Origin of the sequence: uncultured Nocardioides sp., from assembly GCF_947488025.1 — a bacterium.
Lineage (GTDB): Bacteria > Actinomycetota > Actinomycetes > Propionibacteriales > Nocardioidaceae > Nocardioides.
In genome coordinates this window covers 216,963-236,776 of sequence record NZ_CANKYS010000004.1, presented here as the reverse complement: position 1 = coordinate 236,776, position 19,814 = coordinate 216,963, and the positions used below count along the sequence as shown (strand labels likewise).

The 19,814-nt window shown below is 70.5% G+C and carries 10 protein-coding genes and 3 pseudogenes; 7 read left to right on the top strand and 6 right to left on the bottom strand.

Annotated elements, in window-relative coordinates; all coding sequences use genetic code 11:
• Nucleotides 1–105: 105 nt before the first annotated feature.
• The 6 genes and pseudogenes from Q1B24_RS09860 to Q1B24_RS09835 form a co-directional block, all read right to left on the bottom strand.
• Nucleotides 106–885 (bottom strand): mycofactocin-coupled SDR family oxidoreductase, encoded by a 780-nt coding sequence (locus tag Q1B24_RS09860; RefSeq protein ID WP_299927079.1) that lies wholly within the window; start codon nt 883–885, stop codon nt 106–108.
• Nucleotides 882–2,060 (bottom strand): pre-mycofactocin synthase MftD, encoded by a 1,179-nt coding sequence (mftD, locus tag Q1B24_RS09855; RefSeq protein WP_207083557.1) that lies wholly within the window; start codon nt 2,058–2,060, stop codon nt 882–884. The genes Q1B24_RS09860 and mftD overlap by 4 nt, the downstream gene beginning before the upstream one ends.
• A 321-nt stretch (nt 2,061–2,381) precedes the next feature.
• Nucleotides 2,382–2,672: pseudogene (locus Q1B24_RS09850) on the bottom strand (integrase core domain-containing protein); the annotation flags it as partial.
• Between the two features lie 7 nt (nt 2,673–2,679).
• Nucleotides 2,680–3,882: an IS30 family transposase gene (locus Q1B24_RS09845; RefSeq protein ID WP_232820091.1), complete on the bottom strand. Its 1,203-nt coding sequence runs from the start codon at nt 3,880–3,882 to the stop codon at nt 2,680–2,682.
• A gap of 241 nt (nt 3,883–4,123) precedes the next feature.
• Nucleotides 4,124–5,037 (bottom strand): annotated as a pseudogene (locus tag Q1B24_RS09840) (IS3 family transposase); the annotation flags it as partial.
• Nucleotides 5,038–5,238: 201 nt separating this feature from the next.
• Complete coding sequence (locus Q1B24_RS09835; RefSeq protein WP_299927062.1) at nt 5,239–5,718, bottom strand: GNAT family N-acetyltransferase; 480 nt, start codon at nt 5,716–5,718, stop codon at nt 5,239–5,241.
• A gap of 231 nt (nt 5,719–5,949) precedes the next feature.
• On the opposite strand from Q1B24_RS09835, the gene Q1B24_RS09830 reads away from it, so the two are divergent.
• From Q1B24_RS09830 to Q1B24_RS09805, 7 genes and pseudogenes are all read left to right on the top strand, one after another.
• Nucleotides 5,950–15,639 (top strand): RHS repeat-associated core domain-containing protein, encoded by a 9,690-nt coding sequence (locus tag Q1B24_RS09830; RefSeq protein ID WP_299927059.1) that lies wholly within the window; start codon nt 5,950–5,952, stop codon nt 15,637–15,639.
• Between the two features lie 19 nt (nt 15,640–15,658).
• Nucleotides 15,659–16,267, top strand: a complete 609-nt coding sequence (locus Q1B24_RS09825; protein WP_299927056.1) for a hypothetical protein — start codon at nt 15,659–15,661, stop codon at nt 16,265–16,267.
• A gap of 155 nt (nt 16,268–16,422) precedes the next feature.
• A complete protein-coding gene (locus tag Q1B24_RS09820) occupies nt 16,423–17,166 on the top strand; it encodes a TetR/AcrR family transcriptional regulator C-terminal domain-containing protein (RefSeq protein ID WP_299927054.1) in 744 nt (247 codons plus the stop codon).
• Nucleotides 17,167–17,311: 145 nt separating this feature from the next.
• The gene (locus tag Q1B24_RS09815; protein WP_299927051.1) at nt 17,312–18,151 is read left to right on the top strand and encodes a hypothetical protein; all 840 of its coding nucleotides are present in this window, start codon (nt 17,312–17,314) and stop codon (nt 18,149–18,151) included.
• A gap of 80 nt (nt 18,152–18,231) precedes the next feature.
• Nucleotides 18,232–18,744, top strand: a pseudogene (locus tag Q1B24_RS09810) (PRC-barrel domain-containing protein); the annotation flags it as partial.
• A 97-nt stretch (nt 18,745–18,841) separates the two neighbouring features.
• Entirely contained in the window at nt 18,842–19,045 is a 204-nt protein-coding gene (locus tag Q1B24_RS21845) for a DUF2382 domain-containing protein (protein ID WP_366916464.1), read from the top strand.
• Nucleotides 19,042–19,713: a hypothetical protein gene (locus Q1B24_RS09805; RefSeq protein WP_299927045.1), complete on the top strand. Its 672-nt coding sequence runs from the start codon at nt 19,042–19,044 to the stop codon at nt 19,711–19,713. The genes Q1B24_RS21845 and Q1B24_RS09805 overlap by 4 nt, the downstream gene beginning before the upstream one ends.
• Nucleotides 19,714–19,814 lie beyond the last annotated feature (101 nt).

Here is a 19,814-nt window from a genome sequence, read left to right as displayed (position 1 = left end):
CCCACTGGTGGGACGCCCTCACCCTAGGTGCCGGCCGGGCGACTTCCGCCCGTCACTGTGCGGGGGCCGCCCTGCCCGATCGGACAGGTACAACCAGATGCAAGCTCAGCCTCCCAGGTCGATGACCGAGCCGTTGAGCAGTCCGCCCGCCACGGAGCAGCAGTGCACGATCGTCGCGGCCACCTCCGCCGGCTCGTGCAGGCGTCGGGTGAGCTGGTCGCCGGCCAGGTCGGCCGGGTCCTCGAGCCCGTAGAGCCGGGCCGTCGCGTCGAGCATCGCGGTGCGAGTGGCTCCGGGTGAGACGGTCACCGCCGTGACGCCGGTCCCGACCAGGTCTGCCGCCAGGCCGCGCACCAGTCCGATCACTGCGTGCTTGGTCGCGGTGTAGCCGGCCAGGTGGAACAGCCCCCGGCTGCCCGCGGCGGAGGCGATCGCGACGAACCGGCAGCTCGCCGGGTCCGGGCCGGCCAGCATGTGGGGTACGGCGACGACGGCGGTGTTCCACACGCCGACCAGGTCGACCGCCCAGAGCGACTCGAGCTCGGCGGCCGTCGTCTCCCACGCGGGCCGACCGCCGGCCATCACGGCGGCGCTGGCCACGGCCACGTCCAGCCTTCCCCAGCGCTCCAGTGCGAGGTCGGCCGCCGCACCGAGTCCGTCGGGGTCCCGGACGTCGGCGACGTGCGTGATGATCGCGTCGCCGTACGACCCGAGCAGGTCGAGGTCGTCGCGCGTCGCCAACGGGTAGTCGACACCGGGCAATCCATGGTCCTCGCCGAGGCACGCATCGACCGCGACCACGCGGCAGCCGTCGTCGACGAGGGCGCGGACCGTGGCCGCGCCGATCCCCCGAGCAGCACCGGTGACGAGGGCGACGCGGGTCACGACCGCGGGACGCCCAAGGTGCGGGTGAAGCCGTCGGGGACGATCACGTCGTCGGGCGTGAGGTCGTGGATGGAGGAGTGGCCGAGCCCCAGCAGCGTGGAGTCGATGCCACCGCGCAGGATGTCGAGGACGTTCTCGACGCCCGGCTGGCCGCCGGCGGCGAGCCCCCAGAGGTAGGCGCGGCCGATCATCACGGCCTTGGCACCGAGGGCGACCGCCTTCACGACGTCGCTGCCCCGCCTGATCCCGGAGTCGAGCAGCACGTCGAGGTCGTCACCGACGGCGGCCGCGATCGACGGGAGCACCCGGATCGGGGCCGGGGTGCCGTCCAGGTTGTTGCCGCCGTGGTTGGAGACGGAGATGGCGGTGACCCCCGCGTCGCGGGCGCGAAGCGCGTCGTCGACGCGGCAGATCCCCTTGAGCATAAACGGCCCACCCCACTCCTCACGCAGCCAGGCCACGTCCTCCCAGGACGGCGGCGGGGTGGTCATCCATTCGCCGTACGCCCCGAAGAACGTCGGCGCCTCGCCACCGGGCTCGGCCAGGTTGGGCGCGCTCAGGTCGGGCAGGGCACCGGAGCGCAGGAAGTCGGCGAGCCACCGCGGGCGGCGCAGCACCTCGGGCGCGAACTTCGCCATCGCCTTGAGGTCGAGCTTCTCCGGGATCTGCGGGCTGCCCCAGTCGCGGCCGTGCGAGAAGGACCAGTCCAGCGTGGCGATCAGCCCGACCGCTCCCGCGTCGCGGGCCCGATTCATCCGACGGACCATCGCGTCGCGGTCGCCCATCCAATAGGTCTGGAAGAACGTCTGCGAGTTCGCCGCGATCACCTCGGTGAGCGGCTTGCTGGCGAATGAGCTCAGGCCCATCGCCGTACCCCGCGCCGCAGAGGCGCGCGCCACGGCAACCTCACCGTCGGGGTGCACGGCCTGCACCCCTGTCGGCGAGATGATCACCGGCATCGAGATGTCCTGGCCCATCACCCGGGTGGCGAGGTCACGCTTGGCCGAGAGTCCGGCCATGTGCGGCGCCAGGCCCAGCTCGCCGAACGCCCGCGTGTTGTCGTCGTAGGAGATTCCCCGCTCCGACCCGGCGAGCAGGGCGGAGTAGACCGACGACGGCAGCCTCTTCTTCGCCCGTCGTTGCGCCTCGTTCACTGTCTCGAACCACTGACCCATCGGATCCTCCTCGTGTCGTCGGTTCGACGCTAGGCGGCGTACACGGTGCTGATAACTGCCCGTCCGGAGGGGACGTGACCACCACACCGGCAGGCCGTTACAGCCCCGGACGCACGCGAGATCACACCGCGTGCGGACACCCAACTGCCATTCGTTGCCGTTAGGCGTGGCCACAAGGAGACCCATTGGCCTGCCGGGCGCCGCACACAACGACATCGAAGAGGTCGAGCGGCTCGCCCGGGTCAAGCTCAGTTGCGGCATCGAATTCGCCAACCCGCGATGAACGACAGGGGCTGCTGCACGATCAGGTGACAGGTTGGGTCACGCAGCCTGAGTGGCTGACGCGGTCATGATGGTCTCGAACTCGATGGGGGTCAATCGGCCGAGGGCGGCCTGTCGACGGCGGCGGTGGTAGGTCCTCTCGATCCAGGTCACGACCTCAATCCGGAGCTCCTCGCGAGTGGCCCAGGAGCGACGGTCGAGGACATTCCTCTGGAGCAAGCTGAAGAAGCTCTCCATGGCGGCGTTGTCGCCCGCGGCACCGACGCGACCCATCGATCCGACCATGCCGTGACGGTTGAGCGCGTGGACGAATTTGCGGCTGCGGAACTGACCAGGTTCAACCAGTCGATGCAACACCGGCTTGTTGGAGCAACAGTAGATGCTCGTTGAACGCCTCGGCGGGTGTCTTCCATCCGAGGGTCTTGCGGGGCCGGGTATTCAGGGCGTGAGCGACGGCTTCGATCTCCTCGGCCGACCAGCACGACAGGTCGGTGCCTTTGGGGAAATACTGGCGGAGCAGGCCGTTGGTGTTCTCGTTCGTCCCGCGCTGCCAAGGCGATTGCGGGTCAGCGAAGAACACCGGGATCCCAGTCTCGATACTGAACTTGGCGTGCGCGGACATCTCCTTGCCGCGGTCCCAGGTCAGCGACCTCGCCAGTTCGGTCGGCAGTGTCGACATAGTGCTCGCCAGCGCGTCCTTCATCGTGAGCGCGCCGTAGCCGGCCAATGCGGGGCCGTTCCTCGGCGTCTCCTTATGCCTGTAGCCCTCCTCACGCGGAAGGTGGACCAGCATCGTGAACTTGGTCGTGCGGTCGACGACGGTGCCGATCGCCGAGCGTTCCAGCCCGATCAGCAGGTCGCCTTCCCAGTGGCCGGGAACGGCACGGTCCTCGGCTTCAGCGGGGCGTTCGCTGATCAGCGTCTCGGGCGTGACGTGTGCCCAGGTCTTGCGCCGTGATCGCTCCCGCGGCGCCCGCAACGCGCGGCCAGTGCGCAGGCACCAGACCAGCTCGCGCTTCAACGCGCCGCGGCCCTCGATGTAGAGCGACTGGTAGATCGCCTCGTGGCTGATGCGCATGGATTCATCATCGGGGAAGTCGACCCTGAGCCGGTTACTGATCTGTTCCGGGCTCCACGCCGACGACCACCCGCGATGCTTGCGGTGGGGCTTGTTGATGCCGGTGAACCGTGGTGGCTCCGGACCGCGGACGACCTTGCCGTCCGGCGTCTTGATCTGTCCCGACAGCCGCTCGTGAACATAGGCATGCAGCCGAGGGTTGGCGACGAGTTTTGCGGGCTTGGGGCGCTTGGCCGCCATGTCGGCCTTCCACTGCGCGACCGACGCCCGATAGCCGGTACTTCCCGCGCGGGTGGCGGCGTTGCGGCGTAGCTCGCGTGACACCGTTGCGGGGTCGCGGCCGATGGCTCGGGCGATCTCGCGCACGCCCTTGTTCTGGGCCTTGAGCAGCGCGATCTCCTCACGCTCAGCGAACGACAGGTACCGGCCTGTGGCCTTGAACGTCAGATCGAACGGCGCCATGCCGCCAGCGTGGCGGAACCACCGCTGACCGACCGCTTGCGCCACGCCGACCGTCGCGGCGGCCTCGATGGGCAGAAAGCCATTGGCGATCTCGGCCCAGAACGCGGCCTCGACATGACGCTGGAACTTCGGGTGCCCCGGCGACCGAAGCTTCGGCCGGATCGCTCGATCTGCTGCTTGCTGACGACGTACCACTCAACACCTCCATGACGGGGTGTTGCGACGACCGATTGATTCCGCCCTGGGATCCTCTGTCGGTGTGAACTATGCAGCTGGCCACGTCACCACGTCGGGCCACCGCGTTGTTGAGTGCAGCGACGGCCAGCCGGGACTTCATCCTCGAGTCGATCGAGTAGCCCACGATCCGGTTGGAGTAGACGTCCTTGATCGCGCAGACGTAGAGCTTGCCCTCACCGGTCCAGTGCTCGGTGATGTCGCTGAGCCACAGCTGGTTCGGAACGTCAGCGGCGAAGACATGGCGGATCACGCCGTGCCTGTCGGTCACGGCACACAGGTCGTCGTGGACGGGAGGGCCGGGCTTGTTGGCCTTGCCGCGCTTGGGCTTGCCGAACGCCGACCACCAGCCCTGCTGTGAGCAGATTCGCCACGCGGTCCGCTCGGCCATTGGTTCGCCCGCTTCACGGGCCTCGTCGACGAGGAATCGGTAGCCGAACTCCGGGTCGTCGCGGTGGGCGTCGAACAGAGCATTGGCGCGGTATGCCTGCTCGAGCTCGGCATCAGTGACCGGGGCAGCCAGCCAGCGGTAGTAGGGCTGGCGAGCGATCTTGAGCACCCGGCACGTCACCGTGACGGGGATCCCGTCGCCGGCCAGCTCGCGGACGAGCGGGTACATCATTTTCCCGGCAGGTTGGCCTGCGACAGATAGGCAGCCGCCCGGCGCAGGACCTCGTTCTCCTGCTCCAGGAGCCGGATCCGCTTCTTCAACTCGCGGTTCTCGGCGTTCTCAGCCGATGTCGTCCCCGGCTTGATGCCGTCCTCGACGTCGGCGGTCTTCATCCAGTTCGTCAGGCAGGATTCGCTGATACCGAAGTCGGCAGCGATCTGCTTGAGGTGGACGCCCGGCTCACGATTTCTGGCAACCCGAACGACGTCCTCGCGGAACTCCTTGGGATACGGCTTCGGCACGGTGCACATCCTTCCAGCGGCACCTCTCGGCACCACAGATCAGATGTCACCTACTCGTGCAGCAGCCCCCCTCGCCGTCATCGACTTTCGAGACCTGCGTCTGAACGCTGACGCTCCTACGTCAGGGTTCGTGACCGGGCCCTGAACTGCCTTCTACTGCCGCGTTGCGACGAGGTCACATTGGGGCGCGGGGGGACAGGCCACGCACGCTCAGCTCAGACGAAGAAGCCCCGCCGCGGTTGGTCGAAACCCGCAAGCATCGCGGTAGAACGCCTCCAGATGCGACTCGTAGTCCACATGCAGCCACTCGCAGCCGGCCGATCGGGCTCGCCGCACCGCCGCTGCGACGACGGCTCGCCCCAAACCCTGTCGCTGGTGGGATGGATGCACGACCGTGTCGAGGAGGAAACCATGTACGCCGCCGTCCCAAACGACGTGGACGAACGCCACTAGCTCGTCACCGGCAAATGCGCCGGCCCACGTGAGGCTGTGGTGGCGAAGCCGCTTTCCCCACGGGGCGACGGTGAATGTCGTTGAACCGAACGCGAGAGCATGGAGCCGCGAGAGAGCAACATCGTCGGGCTCGAAGTCTGACCGGACCCGGGGAGCCTCGCCCATGACATGGAACGTACTCACATGTCGCGATCCGCGCACCTTGACGAGCGCTTTCGCCAGGACGGGTTTCGTCAAGGTATCCAGCGTGGAGCTCGTCGATCCTCGCTGCATCTCGACACCGACCCCCGACGACTCGGAGCGTCGTGGTCTCGTGACCACCGATCGGGGGTTCGGCATAGCCCACTTGGGCTATTTTCCGGCCCGTTTGTCGGCGTGGCGCGGGTGACGCCCTTCCCACGCCGGTCCGGGATGCTCTATGACAAGACCCTTGCCAACGCATGGCAACACATGTCAATCGGGGGATTCATGGGTCTCGTTGCGCTCGGTCGTCGTTCATTCGCCCTGGTCGTCACCGCGGTGTGCCTGTCGCTGGTCATCGCGGCGCTCGGCCGCGGCCCGGCCGCCGCTGCCGAGGACGATCCGGCGCCCGTGCTCGGTGGACAGCTGTTCTCCACCGGGAGCCAGGTGACGGTCGAGGTGCTCGCTGCGAGCGCGGGACTCACGTCGACGCTGTTCCTCCTCGATCCCGAGGAGGTGCGGATCGCGACGAACCGCGACGTGGGCACCAGCGTGACCGTGGGCCCGTACGCCCGAGGCGAGGAGCTCGTCTTCGGCATCCGGGTCGGCGGTTCGGAGTTCCGCCTCGGCGACGGCGCCCGGAATCCCGACGGCATCGCCCACGCCGTGGTCGACTTCGGGACCGACGGCTGTGCTGTCGTGGGCTTCGAGGACCTGTTCGGCGGCGGGGACCGCGACTACGACGACAACCGGTTCAGGTTCTGCGGCGGCATCGCGCCGGAGCAGCCCGAGGACCCGGAGGAGCCGCCGGCTCCGGATCCGGTGCGCGACCCGGTCGCCGACGCCGGTGCCGACCAGCAGGTCACCGAGGGATCGACCGTCACCCTGGACGGCAGTGCCTCGAAGGCCAGCACGAAGCCCGGACTCCAGGCCACGGAGGAGTCCGGCGCACTGCCCGGTGGCACCTCGCTCGACGTCGCGATGACCGGGCTGGACGAGGACGCCCAGGCGATCCGGGTGAAGGCCGGGGTCGGCATCGGGCAGGGCCCCCCGGCCCAGAACACCTCGATCGCCTACGTCCTCGACGTGTCCGGCAGCACCGGCGGGACCGGCTGCGGCGGCGACGTCAACCGCGACAACCGGTCGAACACTATCCTCGACTGCGAGATCGCGGCTGCTCTCAAGCTGCACGAAGAGGTGGTCGCCTCCGGCACCGTCGACAAGGTCGCGGTGATCGGCTTCAGCACCGGCGCCAACGCCCTCGACCTCGACCCGACAGCGGCCACGTCGACCATGGTGGCCGCGGACGCGGACGCCGACGGCAACGGCGAGCTGGACATCGTGCAGGCGTTGCGCACCTTGCGCATCGGTGGGGGCACCAACTTCCTGCCGCCGACACGCACCGCGTGCCAGATGCTGGCCACGACCGGGTCGCCCAACCTGATCACCGCCTTCATGTCCGACGGCCAGGGCTCCGGCCGGCTCAACACGGTGCTGCCGTGCGACCCGCCCGTGAAGTTCCACTCCTTCGCCGTGGGCTCCGGCAGCAAGTGCGCCAGCGGCTCCGCGGTCGGGGCGCGCCTCATCGACATGGCGACGCTCAGCGGCGGCACCTGCACCGACGTCCCGACCGTCACGACCCTGCCCGACATCCTGCCGCAGGTGGTCGCCTCCACGATCACCTCGGTGTCGTACACCGTCGATGGCGGCGCGCCGGTGGACCTCTCCGAGACCCTGTCGTTGCCGGCCGCCGGACCGGTCGACCTCGACGTCACCTTCGACCTCCCCGACGACCTGGCCACGGGCACGCACCGGATCTGCCTCACGGTCTCCGGCGAGGACTTCGGTGGGGAGTCGTCACTGACGACCTGCTCCGACCTCGTCACCGTGACGGGAGAGGTGGGCTACAGCTGGCGGGTCGCCGACTCCACCGGCCCGCCGATCTTCCTCTCGTCGCGCACCAGCGCGCGCCCGAGCTTCGTGGCCCCGGACGACGGCCGTTACGTGCTCGAGCTCACTGTCTCCGACGGCACCGGCGGCACCGCCACCGACCGGGTCGTCGTCGTGGTCACCAATGTCGACCCCACGGTCGACCTCAGCCACGGTGACTCCTTCGCCGGCGGCGTCACCCAGGTCAACGGCTCCCTCACGGACGAGGGCTGGCTCGATGGCCACGTCGCCCGCGTCGCGTGGGGCGACGGCACCGTCGACGAGGTCGAGGTCACCACCTCCGGAGCCGGCTGGGGCACGTTCTTCGCGTCCCACGTCTATCGCACGGCCGGTGCCTTCGACGTCGTCGTCACCCTGACCGACGACGACGGCGGCACCGCCAGTGCTCGCGTCGACCACCTCGAGGTGGCCACCCCGGTGGCGGTCTGGGCCAACGCGGAGGGATCCCCGTCCCTCGACTGGAGCGGCGGCTCCGGCGACATCACCGGCCGGGTGCACACCAACGGCCGCCTTCGCTTCGTCGGCGACCGCAAGTCGGTGGTCGGCCCGACGACCTACGCGGGGTCCATCGCGGCCGACACCACGAAGAACAGCTTCGTGCCGGAGCCGGCCCTCGCCCCGGTGACCGACTACCCCGTCGAGCCCGCCATCGCCGACTTCCGCCCTGGCGGCGCCGTCCAGGCCGAGGTCGGTCCGGACTACCACGACATGTCGTCGGCCTGCGCAGCCGGCTCGTGGCACGAGGTGCAGCAGGTGCTGACCTCCGGCGTCTACTACGCCACGTGCGACATCCAGCTCAACGGGTCCGACATCGGAGGCCGGGTCACCCTGGTGAGCGAGGGCCACATCAGGATCTCCGGGTCGAAGCCGGCCTTCGAGTCCTACCACGACGGACTGCTCCTACTCGCCGGAGCGTCGGGTGCCAAGGCGATCGACATCGCGGCCGCCTCCTCGAAGTTCCTCGGGGTGGTCTTCGCGGGCGCCGGTGAGATCAGCATCTCGGGCAGGTCCAACCAGTTCTACTGCGGCGTCCTCGGCGACCAGGTGAGCATCAGCGGTGCCGAGGTGAGCGTTCGTGGCGCCGACTGCGGACGCCCCGACGACACCGTCTCGGGCCCCGTCGTCGTGCCCGACCTGACGACCGACATCTCTGTCGACCGGGACCGGGCGCTGCCCTCGGACACGCTCGGCTTCGACATCACGGTGGGCAACGACGGTGCCACGCTCGTCGTGCCCTCGCTGATCGGCCTGGAGAACGTCGACGCCCAGGCGGCCACGGTCACCGACTACGGATTCGCCATCGAGCGGGAGGACGTCGCGACCGGCGCCTGGGTGCCCGTCGCGGTCAAGGGGGACGACGACCTGCGCATCGACCTGCGCGCCAACCCGTTCGAAGGCGTGACGTATGCGGCCGGGGACGTGGCGGGGACGAGCCTGCAGCCCGGCGGCTGGGCGACGTGGGGCGTGCAGGCGGTGCTGACCCTCACCCCGGACGAGATCGAGCAGCTCCTCGACCCTGCCGTCACCGGCGCGGTGCGGACCCGGGTCGACTTCACCCTCGACCCGTCGACGGTGCAGGCACGCAGGCTGTACACCTACGGGTCCGACTTCGCACCGGTCCTGCGCGACCTGGGGGCAGACGCCACCGACACGCGGGTCACCACCCTCCTGCCCGACGGCGACGCCGCGGTCCTGACGTCGACCGAGGAGCCCGCGCTCGCCCGGCTCGCCCCCGGCGAGACCGCCGAGCTCCGACGCGAGTGGGCCGTGCCCGTTCCGTCTCCGCGCGCCGACGGGGAGACCGACGCGGGCTACCTCGCACGCCTCGTGGCGCAGGACGGCACCCAGCTCAACGGCGCCGCCTTCGCGCTGGCGGCCGGCGGTGTTGGTCGACTGGTGGCGCCGCTCGTGCGGGCGACCTCGACCCGGGAGCTCCCGGTCGTGGGTGTGTCGACGGTCGGTCCCGAGTCGCTCGCCGCCGGGGCATCCGCCGACTACCAGGTCAGGCTGGCCAACCTCGGCTCGGCGGACGCCGACGCCCTCACAGCGACGGCCACCGCCGACCAGCAGCCCCTGACCGTGACCGGGGCACCCTCGTCGCTGGCCGCGGGCGAGGTGGGCGAGGCCGCCTTCGACTACACCGCTGCCGTCGCCACCAGCGGCACCACCGTGCTGCGTGGCACCGCGACCTGGCGGGACGCGCGCGGCAACGCCTACGGCGCGAGCGGCTCCAGCCTCGACGTCGAGCGCCAGCTCCCCGCGGCACTCGGCGCGAGCCTCACCGACGCACTCCACGTCGACCAGGCCGGTGACAACGTCGTCTCTCCCGGCGACACCGTGCGTTACGCCGTGACGGTGCGCAACAGCGGCGGCCAGCCCCTGACCGGTGTCTCCGGCACCCTGCCGGTCCCGGCCGGGTCGTCGTTCGTGCCCGGTTCCGGGCGGACGCCCGACGGTGGAAGCATCGACATCGCCGATGGGACGGCGTCCTTCAGCCTCCCCGACATCCCGGGTGGGGCGACGCGCCTCGTGACGGTCGACGTGGTCGTCGACCAGCCGTTCCCGGTCGGGGTCTCGCGCCTCCAGGCGCAGGGCACCGTCCTGGCCGCCGGCTCCGAGGCGATCCCGACCGACGACCCGGCGCTGCCCGGCTCCCAGGACCCGACCCGCACCACGGTCACGCGTCCGCAGCCCGCGCTGACGGCCTCGCTCGGCGGCCGGCTCGTCGTGGACGCCGACGGCTCGGGCGGCGTCTCCCCCGGAGACACGCTGGCGTACGAGATCGGCATCAGCTCGGTCGGCACCCAGCAGGTGACCGGCGTTCGGGCGGTGGTGGAGCCGCCGCCGGGCGCCGCCCTGGTCGACGGGTCGGTGCGGACCAGTCAGGGCGTCATCTCACCGGGTGCGTCGCTCGACGTCGCGGTCGGCACGCTCGCGCCGTTCCAGCAGGCGACGATCGAGTTCCGCCTGCGCGTCGCGAACCCCCTGCCCGCGGGCGTCACCACCCTCACCGCGACCGGCACGATCACCAGCGACCAGCTCGACCCGATCGTCACCGACGACCCGCGAACCGTCACGGTCGGTGACGGCACGTCCATCCCGATCGGCGGATCGGGCGCGGACCCGGAGCTCCCCGGACCCACCGTCGGCGACGTGTCCCTCACCGAGGGCACCATCGTCACCGAGCCCGTGCAGGTCCGCACCACGCTCACTCCGCCCGACGGGCAGACGCTGGCGGGCTGGACGGTGACCTACCAGGTGCCCGGCGACCCGAACACCGTGGTCGTGGGCACCGGCACGGGGCCTGACGTCGACGTCACGCTCGACCCCACGACCATGCCCAACGGGGCGTACGTCGTGACCGTGCGCGGCACCACGAGCAACGGCGGCGCCACCGCCGTGGACACCTCGATCGTCGTCGACGGGGAGATGAAGCTCGGTCGCTACACCACCACCATCACCGACATGACGGTCGGGATGGGCGGCGTGCCGATCTCGGTGAACCGCACCTATGACAGCTTCGACAAGACCGTGGGCGACTTCGGCGTGGGCTGGGACGTGTCGTTGGCCGACTTCTCCGTGTCGACCAACGGTCCGCTCGGCCTGGCCGGGTGGTCGATGACGGCCTGTGGCGCCGGGCTCATCTTCGTGCCGCTGTGCTTCGTCACCGACAACCCGCACTTCGTCACCGTCACCTGGCCCGACGGCCGCAACGAGGTCTTCGACCTGACCCCGGCGAAGGGTTCGACGTTCGTCAGCGGCCTGACGACGGCGCAGTTCACCGGCCGTGAGGACACCACCTCCACGCTCACCGCGGTCGACAGCTCGCTCTTCTTCTCCGGGGGGAACCTCAACGGCGGCTTCTACGGGATCGACGGGATCTACGACCCGACCAGCTTCGTGCTCCAGGCGCGCGGGGGCACCGAGTACCACCTCACGGTGGGCAAGGGCCTGACCAAGATCGTCGAGACCACTGGCGAGACGCTGACCTTCGGTCGCGACGGAGTCCGTTCGAGCTCGGGCCCCGCCATCGACTTCCACCGCGACGCAGCGGGTCGCATCGACGTCGTCACCGGACCCGACGGCAGCACCGTTCGCTACGGCTACGACACCTCGGGCGACCTCGTCAGCGTCACCGACCAGCGGGGCAACGTCACCCGGCTGTCCTACAAGGCCGGCCACTACCTCGACACCGTCGAGGACCCGCTCGGTCGCCCTGCCGTGCGGATGGAGTACACCGACGGCCGCCTCACGGCGGTGATCGACGGCGAGGGCAACCGCACCGAGATCGGGTCGTCGGTCGGCCTGCGCCAGGAGACGGTGACCGACCCGGGTGGCAAGCGCGTGACGATCACGTCCTACGACGAGCGGGGCTGGATGGTCCGCCGCAACGAGATCTACGACGGTGCCAGCCACGTGACCGAGTTCGGCTACGACGCCGCGGGCAACCTGACCTACCGCAAGGACCCGGACGGCAACGAGTGGCGCTCCACCTGGACCAAGGGGTCGCTCACGAGCATGACGCCCCCGTCGGGCGCCACCTCGTCGGCGACGTACAGCCCGCTCGGCCAGCTGCTGACCTGGACCGACCCGCTCGGCGGCGTGACGCGCTACACCTACAACGCCAACGGCACGCTCGCCACGGTGACCGACCCCGAGGGGGCGACCGAGGCGTTCACCTACGACGGGCAGGGCCGGAAGACCGGCTGGACCGACGCCAACGGTGAGGTGTGGGCGTGGGTCCGTGACGCCGCCGGCCGGGTCGTCAGCGAGACCGATCCCGAGGGCGGGCTGACCCGCTTCGAGTACGACACCGCTGGACGGCTGGTCGCGGAGGTGGATCCCGAGGGTGGTCGCACGACGATGACCTACGACGAGGCCGGTCAGCTCCGCACGGAGACCGATGCCGACGGGCGCACCCGCCGCTGGGTCTACGACTCGTTGGGGCAGCTGACCCGCGCCGTGTCGGGGACGGGTGTGGTCGAGGACTACACCTACGACCGCGCCGGCCGCCGGCTCAGCCTGGACAACCACGTCGACGCGCCGACCACCTACTCCTACGACGCCCAGGGCCGCGTCGTCTCGGAGCAGGTCGGCGACCACCCGGCGCGGGTGACGACCTACGACGGCGCCGGCAACGTGGCCTCGGTGACCGACGAGCTCGGCCACACGACGTCGTACACCCACTCCTCGACCGGCAAGCTCCTGAGCGAGACCGATGCGTCGGGTGCCACCACGACCTACGACTACACGTCGGACGGTGCCCTGCGGTCGCGGACCGACGGTGCCGGCGGGGTGACCCGCTGGACCTACACCGCGCGTGGCGACATCGCTACGGTCACCAACCCGTCCGGGATCACTGTCGAGAACACCTATGACGGCCTCGGACGGCTGCGCCTGGCGACGTACCCCGACGGCTCCCGGGTCGAGAACGTCTACGACCCGACCGGCCAGGTGGTGCGGACCATCGACGCCGACGGTGACGTCACCCGCTACGAGTACGACGGTGCCGGACGCCCCACCGCGACCGTCGATCCCGAGGGTCGGCGCACGACCACCGAGTACGACGGCGCCGGTCGTCCGGTGCGCGTGGTCGATGCCGGTGGAGGCGTGTCCCTCTCGGACTACACCCCCGGCGGGTTGTTGAGCTCGGTCACCACGCCCGAGGGCGTGACGACCCGTTACGAGTACGACGCACGCGGCCGGGCGACCGCCGTGGTCGACGAGCTCGGCAACCGCTGGACCAGCACGTACGACGACATGGGTCGCCTCCTCACCACGCGGGACCCTCGTCAGCAGGGTGCCGCTCGCGCCACCCAGACCCACCTCTACGACCGGTTCGGCCGCCTGGCCTCCACCACCGACGCGCTCGGCGCCACCGTGTCCTTCGGCTACGACGCCGCCGGTCGGCGGACCCGGGTGACCGACCCGCGGGGCAAGGACTGGACGGTGACCTACGACGAGCGGGGCGACGTCGTCGCGCGGCGCGACCCCCTGGGCCGGACCCACCGCTACACCTACGACGCCGCCGGCCGCCTGAGCAGCCACACCGACGCTCGCGGGGTGAGCGTCGACTACGCCTACCGCGGTGACGGCCAACCCCTGTCGATGACCGAGCGCGGGGGCGACGGTCGGGTGTCGATGACCTACGACGGCCTTGGCCGCCGGGCGTCGATGACCGACGACAGCGGCCTCACCTCGTGGAGCTACACCCCCGGCAGCCAGGTCGCCGGGGTCTCGACCCCGGCCGGCGCCATCAGCTATACCTACGACCGCTCCGGCCGACGCTCGTCGATGACCCAACCCGCGGGCGAGGTGCGCTACGCCTACGACGCGGCAGGGCGCCTCGACTCGATCACCGACTGGGAGGGCCGGACGACCGACACGGCCTACGACAGCGACGGCCGGATCCGCTCGATGGCACGGCCCAACGGCGTCGAGAGCCGGTGGACCTATGACGCGGCGGGACGGCTGACTGCCATCCGTCACACCCGGGACGGGTCGGTGGTCGAGAAGGCGGAGTACGCCCTCGACGCCGACGGCAACCGCACCGCGGTCACGACGACCGCCGGGACCGAGACCTACGAGCTGGACGCGGCCGACCAGCTGACGTCGGTGACCTACGCGGGCGGGCGTACGGAGGCCTTCACCTACGACGCAGCCGGGAACCGGCTGACGAGCAGGTCGGGGGCGGACCCGCAGGTGAGCTACGCCTACGACGACGCCTCGCAGCTCGTGGCGGTCGGCGGGCGCTCCATCGTCCACGACGACAACGGCAACGTGGTCGACGACGGCACCGCCACGTACGACTGGGACTGGCTCGACCGCATGGTGTCGGTCGAGACCGGCGGCCAGGCCGCGACCTTCGGCTACGACGGTGCGGGCACGCGCGTGAGCACGACGGTCGGGCAGTCGACGACCCGGCAGCTCCACGACTCGGCGATGTCCGACGGCCGGCCGAGACTCGTCGCCGACGGCACGACGTCGTTCGTCCAGACCCCCGAAGGGGTCCTGGCCCAGCAGCAGGACGACACGACCTCCTACCCGCTGCTCGACGCCCTCGGGTCGGTCCGCACGATGACGGACGCGCAGGGCGCGGTGGCCGGTCGTGCCTCCTACGACGTCTTCGGCGCCGTCAGCACCCGGTCCGGCGCCACCAGCCGGTTCGGCTTCGGCGGTGGACTGCAGGACGGTGCGCTGGTGCACCTCGGGGCCCGCGACCTGTCGACCACGACCGGCCGGTTCCTCTCGACCGACCCCATGCGGCCCGGATCGGGCGGCGTGGTCGGCTGGAACCCCTACAGCTACGTGGGCAGCAACCCGACCACCTTCGTCGACCCCACCGGCATGATGTCGGCGACGTCCTACGGGCTGGTGACGAGCGCGATCATCACCGAGGAGCTGGTCCGGGCCGTCCTGATCCTGGGCTTCGCGACGGCCATCATGTTCACGGTCGCCAACGTGTCCATCCCGCAGTACGCACCGCCGACCGTGGACAGGCGCCCGAGGCCGACCACCGAGCCGCAGACCGGTCCCCGGCCCATCCCGCGGCCCTACACCGGGACGCGGACCCGCTCGGAGAACAGGTGCCTGCCGCGCGGCATGTCGGGAAGCTGGTACGACTACCTGCCGCCGCAGCAGGTGCAGACCGCCAACGGGGTGGAGAGCCGGGCCTGGCTCGCGATCGCGTGCATCGCGCCCGGCCACCCCTCCGGCACCGCGGCCAGCTACACCCCGCCCGGGTACATCGCGGGCGTCCACAACCGCGGCCACCTCATCGGCAAGGCCCTCGGGGGCAGCGGCAGCAACCCTGGCAACATCGTCCCCCTCTTCCGGGCGGCCAACTACCCGACGATGTACTGGGAGTTCGAGGAGCAGGCCAACGCCAAGGTGGCAGCCGGGGAGACGCTCTACTACCAGGTCAACGCCTACTACACGGATGATCCGCTCGTGCCCAACCACCTGCGGATGGCCTACAACGGGGACAGGGGCTCGGCAGACTCCTACACCCTGGACAACGTGCCGTGACCGACGTGGAGGAGCGGGCATGCAGGTGACTGCTGTCGACCTGGTGGACGCCGGAGCCCGCCACCGGTGGCCCGACGGGGCGGAGTCGGTGCTGCGCCTGGTGCCGGGCCCGCTCCTCCCGAGCGGCGGCGACGCGCTGGTGTGGTTGGACCCGTTCGATCCCTCCGACGCGGCCGTCACGGCGTACGACGGTGACACCCGTCCCACGTCGTCGGCGGTCGTCGACTGGCCCCCCGGCCCGCTGCGGCCCCGGGGTGCACGCGCCGGCGCCGCGGCCGTGGTGGGTGACGCTGCCGCGGCGGTGGAGTGGGCACCTGTCGAGGGCGCCGGTGGCGGGCAGGCTGGCTTCGGCTGCTCCTACGGGGTCGGGGTGGTCGTCGTGTCGCAGGGCCGGGAGCGTGTCGTCGAGGCCGCGGCGCGGCGCGACTGGCTGGAGCCGGTCGTCGAGCGGGTGCGGGTCGAGCACGTCACCCCGATCGCGGTGGACGGCGTGGTGGTCGGTGCGGCCTTCGACTGCGGGATGGGCTCGAGCCTCAACCTGCTGTGGGCGGGTCTCGACGAGGACCGGCGCACCGTCTCCGTCGTGGCCGACCTCGAGCTCCTGCACGGAGCGACCGGACGGCTCTGACCCCGGCCGGGCTGCGGACCGCCCTGCCACCGGAGACCCTGAACGAGGTGCAGGCCGGTCGGGGTGATCCGCCTGCACCTGGTTCCCCGTCGCGTCGGCGCGATCGGGCCGCGCGCTACCGTGGTGACGCGAACTGCTGCGAGAGGGGCGTCAGCGTGGGCGAGGAGAGCGAGAACTATCCCGACGCGGATCGCGCGGCGGTGGATGACGAGCCGGCGCCGTCCGCTCGGGTCCCGCTCAGCCGCGAGCGGGTCGTGGCGGCGGCCCTGGAGTTCATCGATGCCAACGGCCTGCCCGGTCTCACCATGCGCCGGCTGGGAGAGCAGCTGGGCGTCGAGGCGATGGCCCTCTACCGCTACGTGCCCAGCAAGGAGGACCTCCTCGACGCGGTCGTCGCGACCCTTGTCGCACGCGTACGCGACGACGAGGTCGTCCTGGCCGCGCCACGGGACGGGTGGCAGGACTTCCTGCAGCGTCTCGCCCACGGTGTCAGGCGGGTGGCTCTGGCCCACCCGAAGGCGTTCCCGCTCATGGCTTCGCGTCCTGCCGAGGCGCCGTGGCTGCGGCCGCCGCTGCGGAGCCTGGAGTGGGTCGAGACGTTCCTGGCCGGTCTCCTCGAGGAGGGGTTCAGCGAGGAGGCCGCCATCGAGGGCTACCGCGCCTACACCAGCTTCCTGCTGGGCCACCTGCTTCTCGAGGTCGCCGTCCATGGAGCCGACCTGGGCCCGCTGGACGTCCTCGACGACCAGACCGGCGAACCCGGCACGTCGGGGTACCCGACGGTGGCGCGCCTGCGCGAGCCGCTCTCGGAGGACAGGTCCGCCGTGGAGTTCGAGGAAGCCCTCGAAGCCCTGCTGGACCGCATGACGCTGACCCGAAATGGGCACCTGGAGGGCTGACCCCTCCTACGGGTGGAATTTCCTCCGTTTCGTATGGGTCCTCGGACGGTGGGTACGGCTTACGTCGTAAACCAATTCGAGCGGTGACCCCGACGTCCCTACCCCGTGACGGGTCGGCGGTGCGTCAACCGCGAACGGAGGACACATGAGAGACGCACTACGCGACGGCCTCAGCACCGTCGCCGAGTTCGTGCCCAAGCTGGCGCTGTTCCTGGTCATCCTGGTCGTCGGCATCATCATCGCGAAGGTGATCGCCAAGGCGCTCAACGCCTTGCTGGAGCGGGCCGGCTTCGACCGGGCCGTCGAGCGCGGCGGGATCAAGCGCGCCCTGTCGAACTCGAAGATGGACGCCAGCGACATCGTCGCCAAGCTCATCTACTACACGCTCCTCCTGTTCGTGCTGCAGCTCGCCTTCGGCGTCTTCGGCGCGAACCCGATCAGTCGCCTGATCGAGGACGTCATCCGCTTCCTGCCGAGCCTGGTGGTCGCGATCATCATCCTCGTCGTCGCGGCCTCCATCGCGGCTGCGGTCAAGGGACTGCTGCAGAACATGATCGGTGGCCTGTCCTACGGACGAGTGCTCGCCAACGTCGCCTCGGCGTTCATCATCTTCCTCGGCGTCGTCGCTGCCCTCAACCAGGTCGGGGTCGCCACCACCGTCACGACGCCGGTGCTCGTCGCGATCCTCGCCACCGTGGCCGGCGTCATCATCGTCGGCGTCGGCGGGGGCCTCATCCGCCCCATGCAGCAGCGGTGGGAGAGCTACCTGACGACCGCAGAGCGCGAGGCACCGCGCATGAAGGCACACGCCGACAGCGCCCCGTCCGTGCGTGAGCAGGCGCAGTCCGCTGCCCACGACTTCGCGCCCACCGGCACCCAGACCACCGGCACCACCGGAACCACCGGCAGCACCGCGGTCTACGACCAGAACGCGCAGCAGGACATCGACGGAACGGGCTACGGGACCACCCCGCGCCAGTACTGAGCACACCCGTACGAGCCATCCAACCCGTCAGGCGGGGCGACACATCCGAGACCCCGCCCGACCTCACGAAGGAGAACGCAATGGGTAACAAGAGCCACGACCGCTTCATCGGCCAGACGCTCTACTCCAGCGACAACGAGAAGGTCGGCAAGATCGGCCAGGTCTTCCTCGACGACGAGACCGACCGGCCCGAGTTCCTCACCGTCAACACCGGTCTGTTCGGCATGAACGAGTCGTTCGTCCCCGCCGCCGACGCCGATGTCACCGGAGAGGGCGTACGCGTCCCCTTCACCAAGGACCAGATCAAGGACGCGCCGAACGTCGACGTCGACAGCGGCCACCTCGACCAGTCCGAGGAGCAGCGCCTCTACAGCCACTACGGCATGACCTACTCCGATCGCGCCAGCGACTCCAGACTGCCCGAGGGCGGCACCGGTCTCGCGACGGGCACCGCCGGCACCACCGGCACCTTCACGGGCGAGGGCCACGACACCTCGGGCCCGAACACCGACGAGGCGATGACCCGCTCGGAGGAGCGCCTCGACGTCGGTACGACCTCGCAGGAGGCCGGCCGCGCTCGGCTGCGCAAGTACGTCACGACCGAGCAGGAGACCGTGACGGTCCCGGTGAAGAAGGAGCGGGCGGTCCTCGGAGACGGAGCCCGTCACCGGCGAGAACCGCGACGAGGCGCTGTCCGGCCCGGCGATCTCCGAGGAGGAGCACGAGGTGGTCCTCCAGGAGGAGCGCGCCGTCGTGGGCAAGACCGCGGAGCCGGTCGAGCGCGTCAAGCTCGGGACGGAGACGGTCACCGACGAGGAGACCGTCACCGAAGAGGTCCGCAAGGAGCACATCGAGGCCGAGGGTGAGGTCGACGACCGACGAGGCAACCGGTGAGCACCAACGCGGATCAACCCCGACACGGCGGCCACGCGGACGGTGACGTGGTCCACGACCGTGACCACGACGGCGTACCCGACCGGACCACCGACCGGACCACCGACCGCAAGACCGTCGTGGCCCGCGAGAAGGAGGAGCACGGCGGCATCAAGTGGGGCTCGGCCTTCTTCGGCTGGCTCACCGCCGCCGGCACCGCCATCCTCGTGACCGCGCTGCTCAGCGCGATCGGGACGGCCGTCGGCCTCGGCGCCCTGTCGGGCCCGCAGCAGGCGGAGCGTGAAGCGACGCAGAACGCGGAGACGGTCGGCCTCGTGGGCGCCATCGCCCTGCTGGTGATCCTCTTCGTCGCCTACTACGCAGGCGGCTACGTCGCGGGACGCATGGCGCGCTTCGACGGCGCCAAGCAGGGCCTCGCGGTGTGGCTGTGGGCCCTGGTCATCGCCATCGTGGTGGCGGTGGTCGTCGCGGTCGCGGGTAGCGAGTACAACGTGCTCTCGCAGCTCAACAGCCTGCCGCGCGTGCCCATCAGCGAGGGCGATCTCGCCACCGGGGGGATCATCACCGCCGTCGCTGCCATCGCAGCCAGCCTCGGCGGCGCCATCCTCGGCGGCCTCGCCGGAATGCGGTTCCACCGCAAGGTCGACCGCACCGGTCTGGGCGCCTGACCCGTCCGACGCAACCGCCCGTCCCTCCTCCAGGAGGGGCGGGCGGTTTGCTCGTGCGCCCGTGGGCGTCCCGCCAGGGTCGCGGAGCACCCGGGTGATGA

Bases quoted from the DNA above. Each gene is read 5' to 3' on its own strand.
- Q1B24_RS09845 (WP_232820091.1), bottom strand. From the start codon at position 3,882: ATGGCGCCGTTCGATCTGACGTTCAAGGCCACAGGCCGGTACCTGTCG.
- Q1B24_RS09815 (WP_299927051.1), top strand. From the start codon at position 17,312: ATGAGAGACGCACTACGCGACGGCCTCAGCACCGTCGCCGAGTTCGTG.
- mftD (WP_207083557.1), bottom strand. From the start codon at position 2,060: ATGGGTCAGTGGTTCGAGACAGTGAACGAGGCGCAACGACGGGCGAAG.
- Q1B24_RS09830 (WP_299927059.1), top strand. From the start codon at position 5,950: ATGGGTCTCGTTGCGCTCGGTCGTCGTTCATTCGCCCTGGTCGTCACC.
- Q1B24_RS09825 (WP_299927056.1), top strand. From the start codon at position 15,659: ATGCAGGTGACTGCTGTCGACCTGGTGGACGCCGGAGCCCGCCACCGG.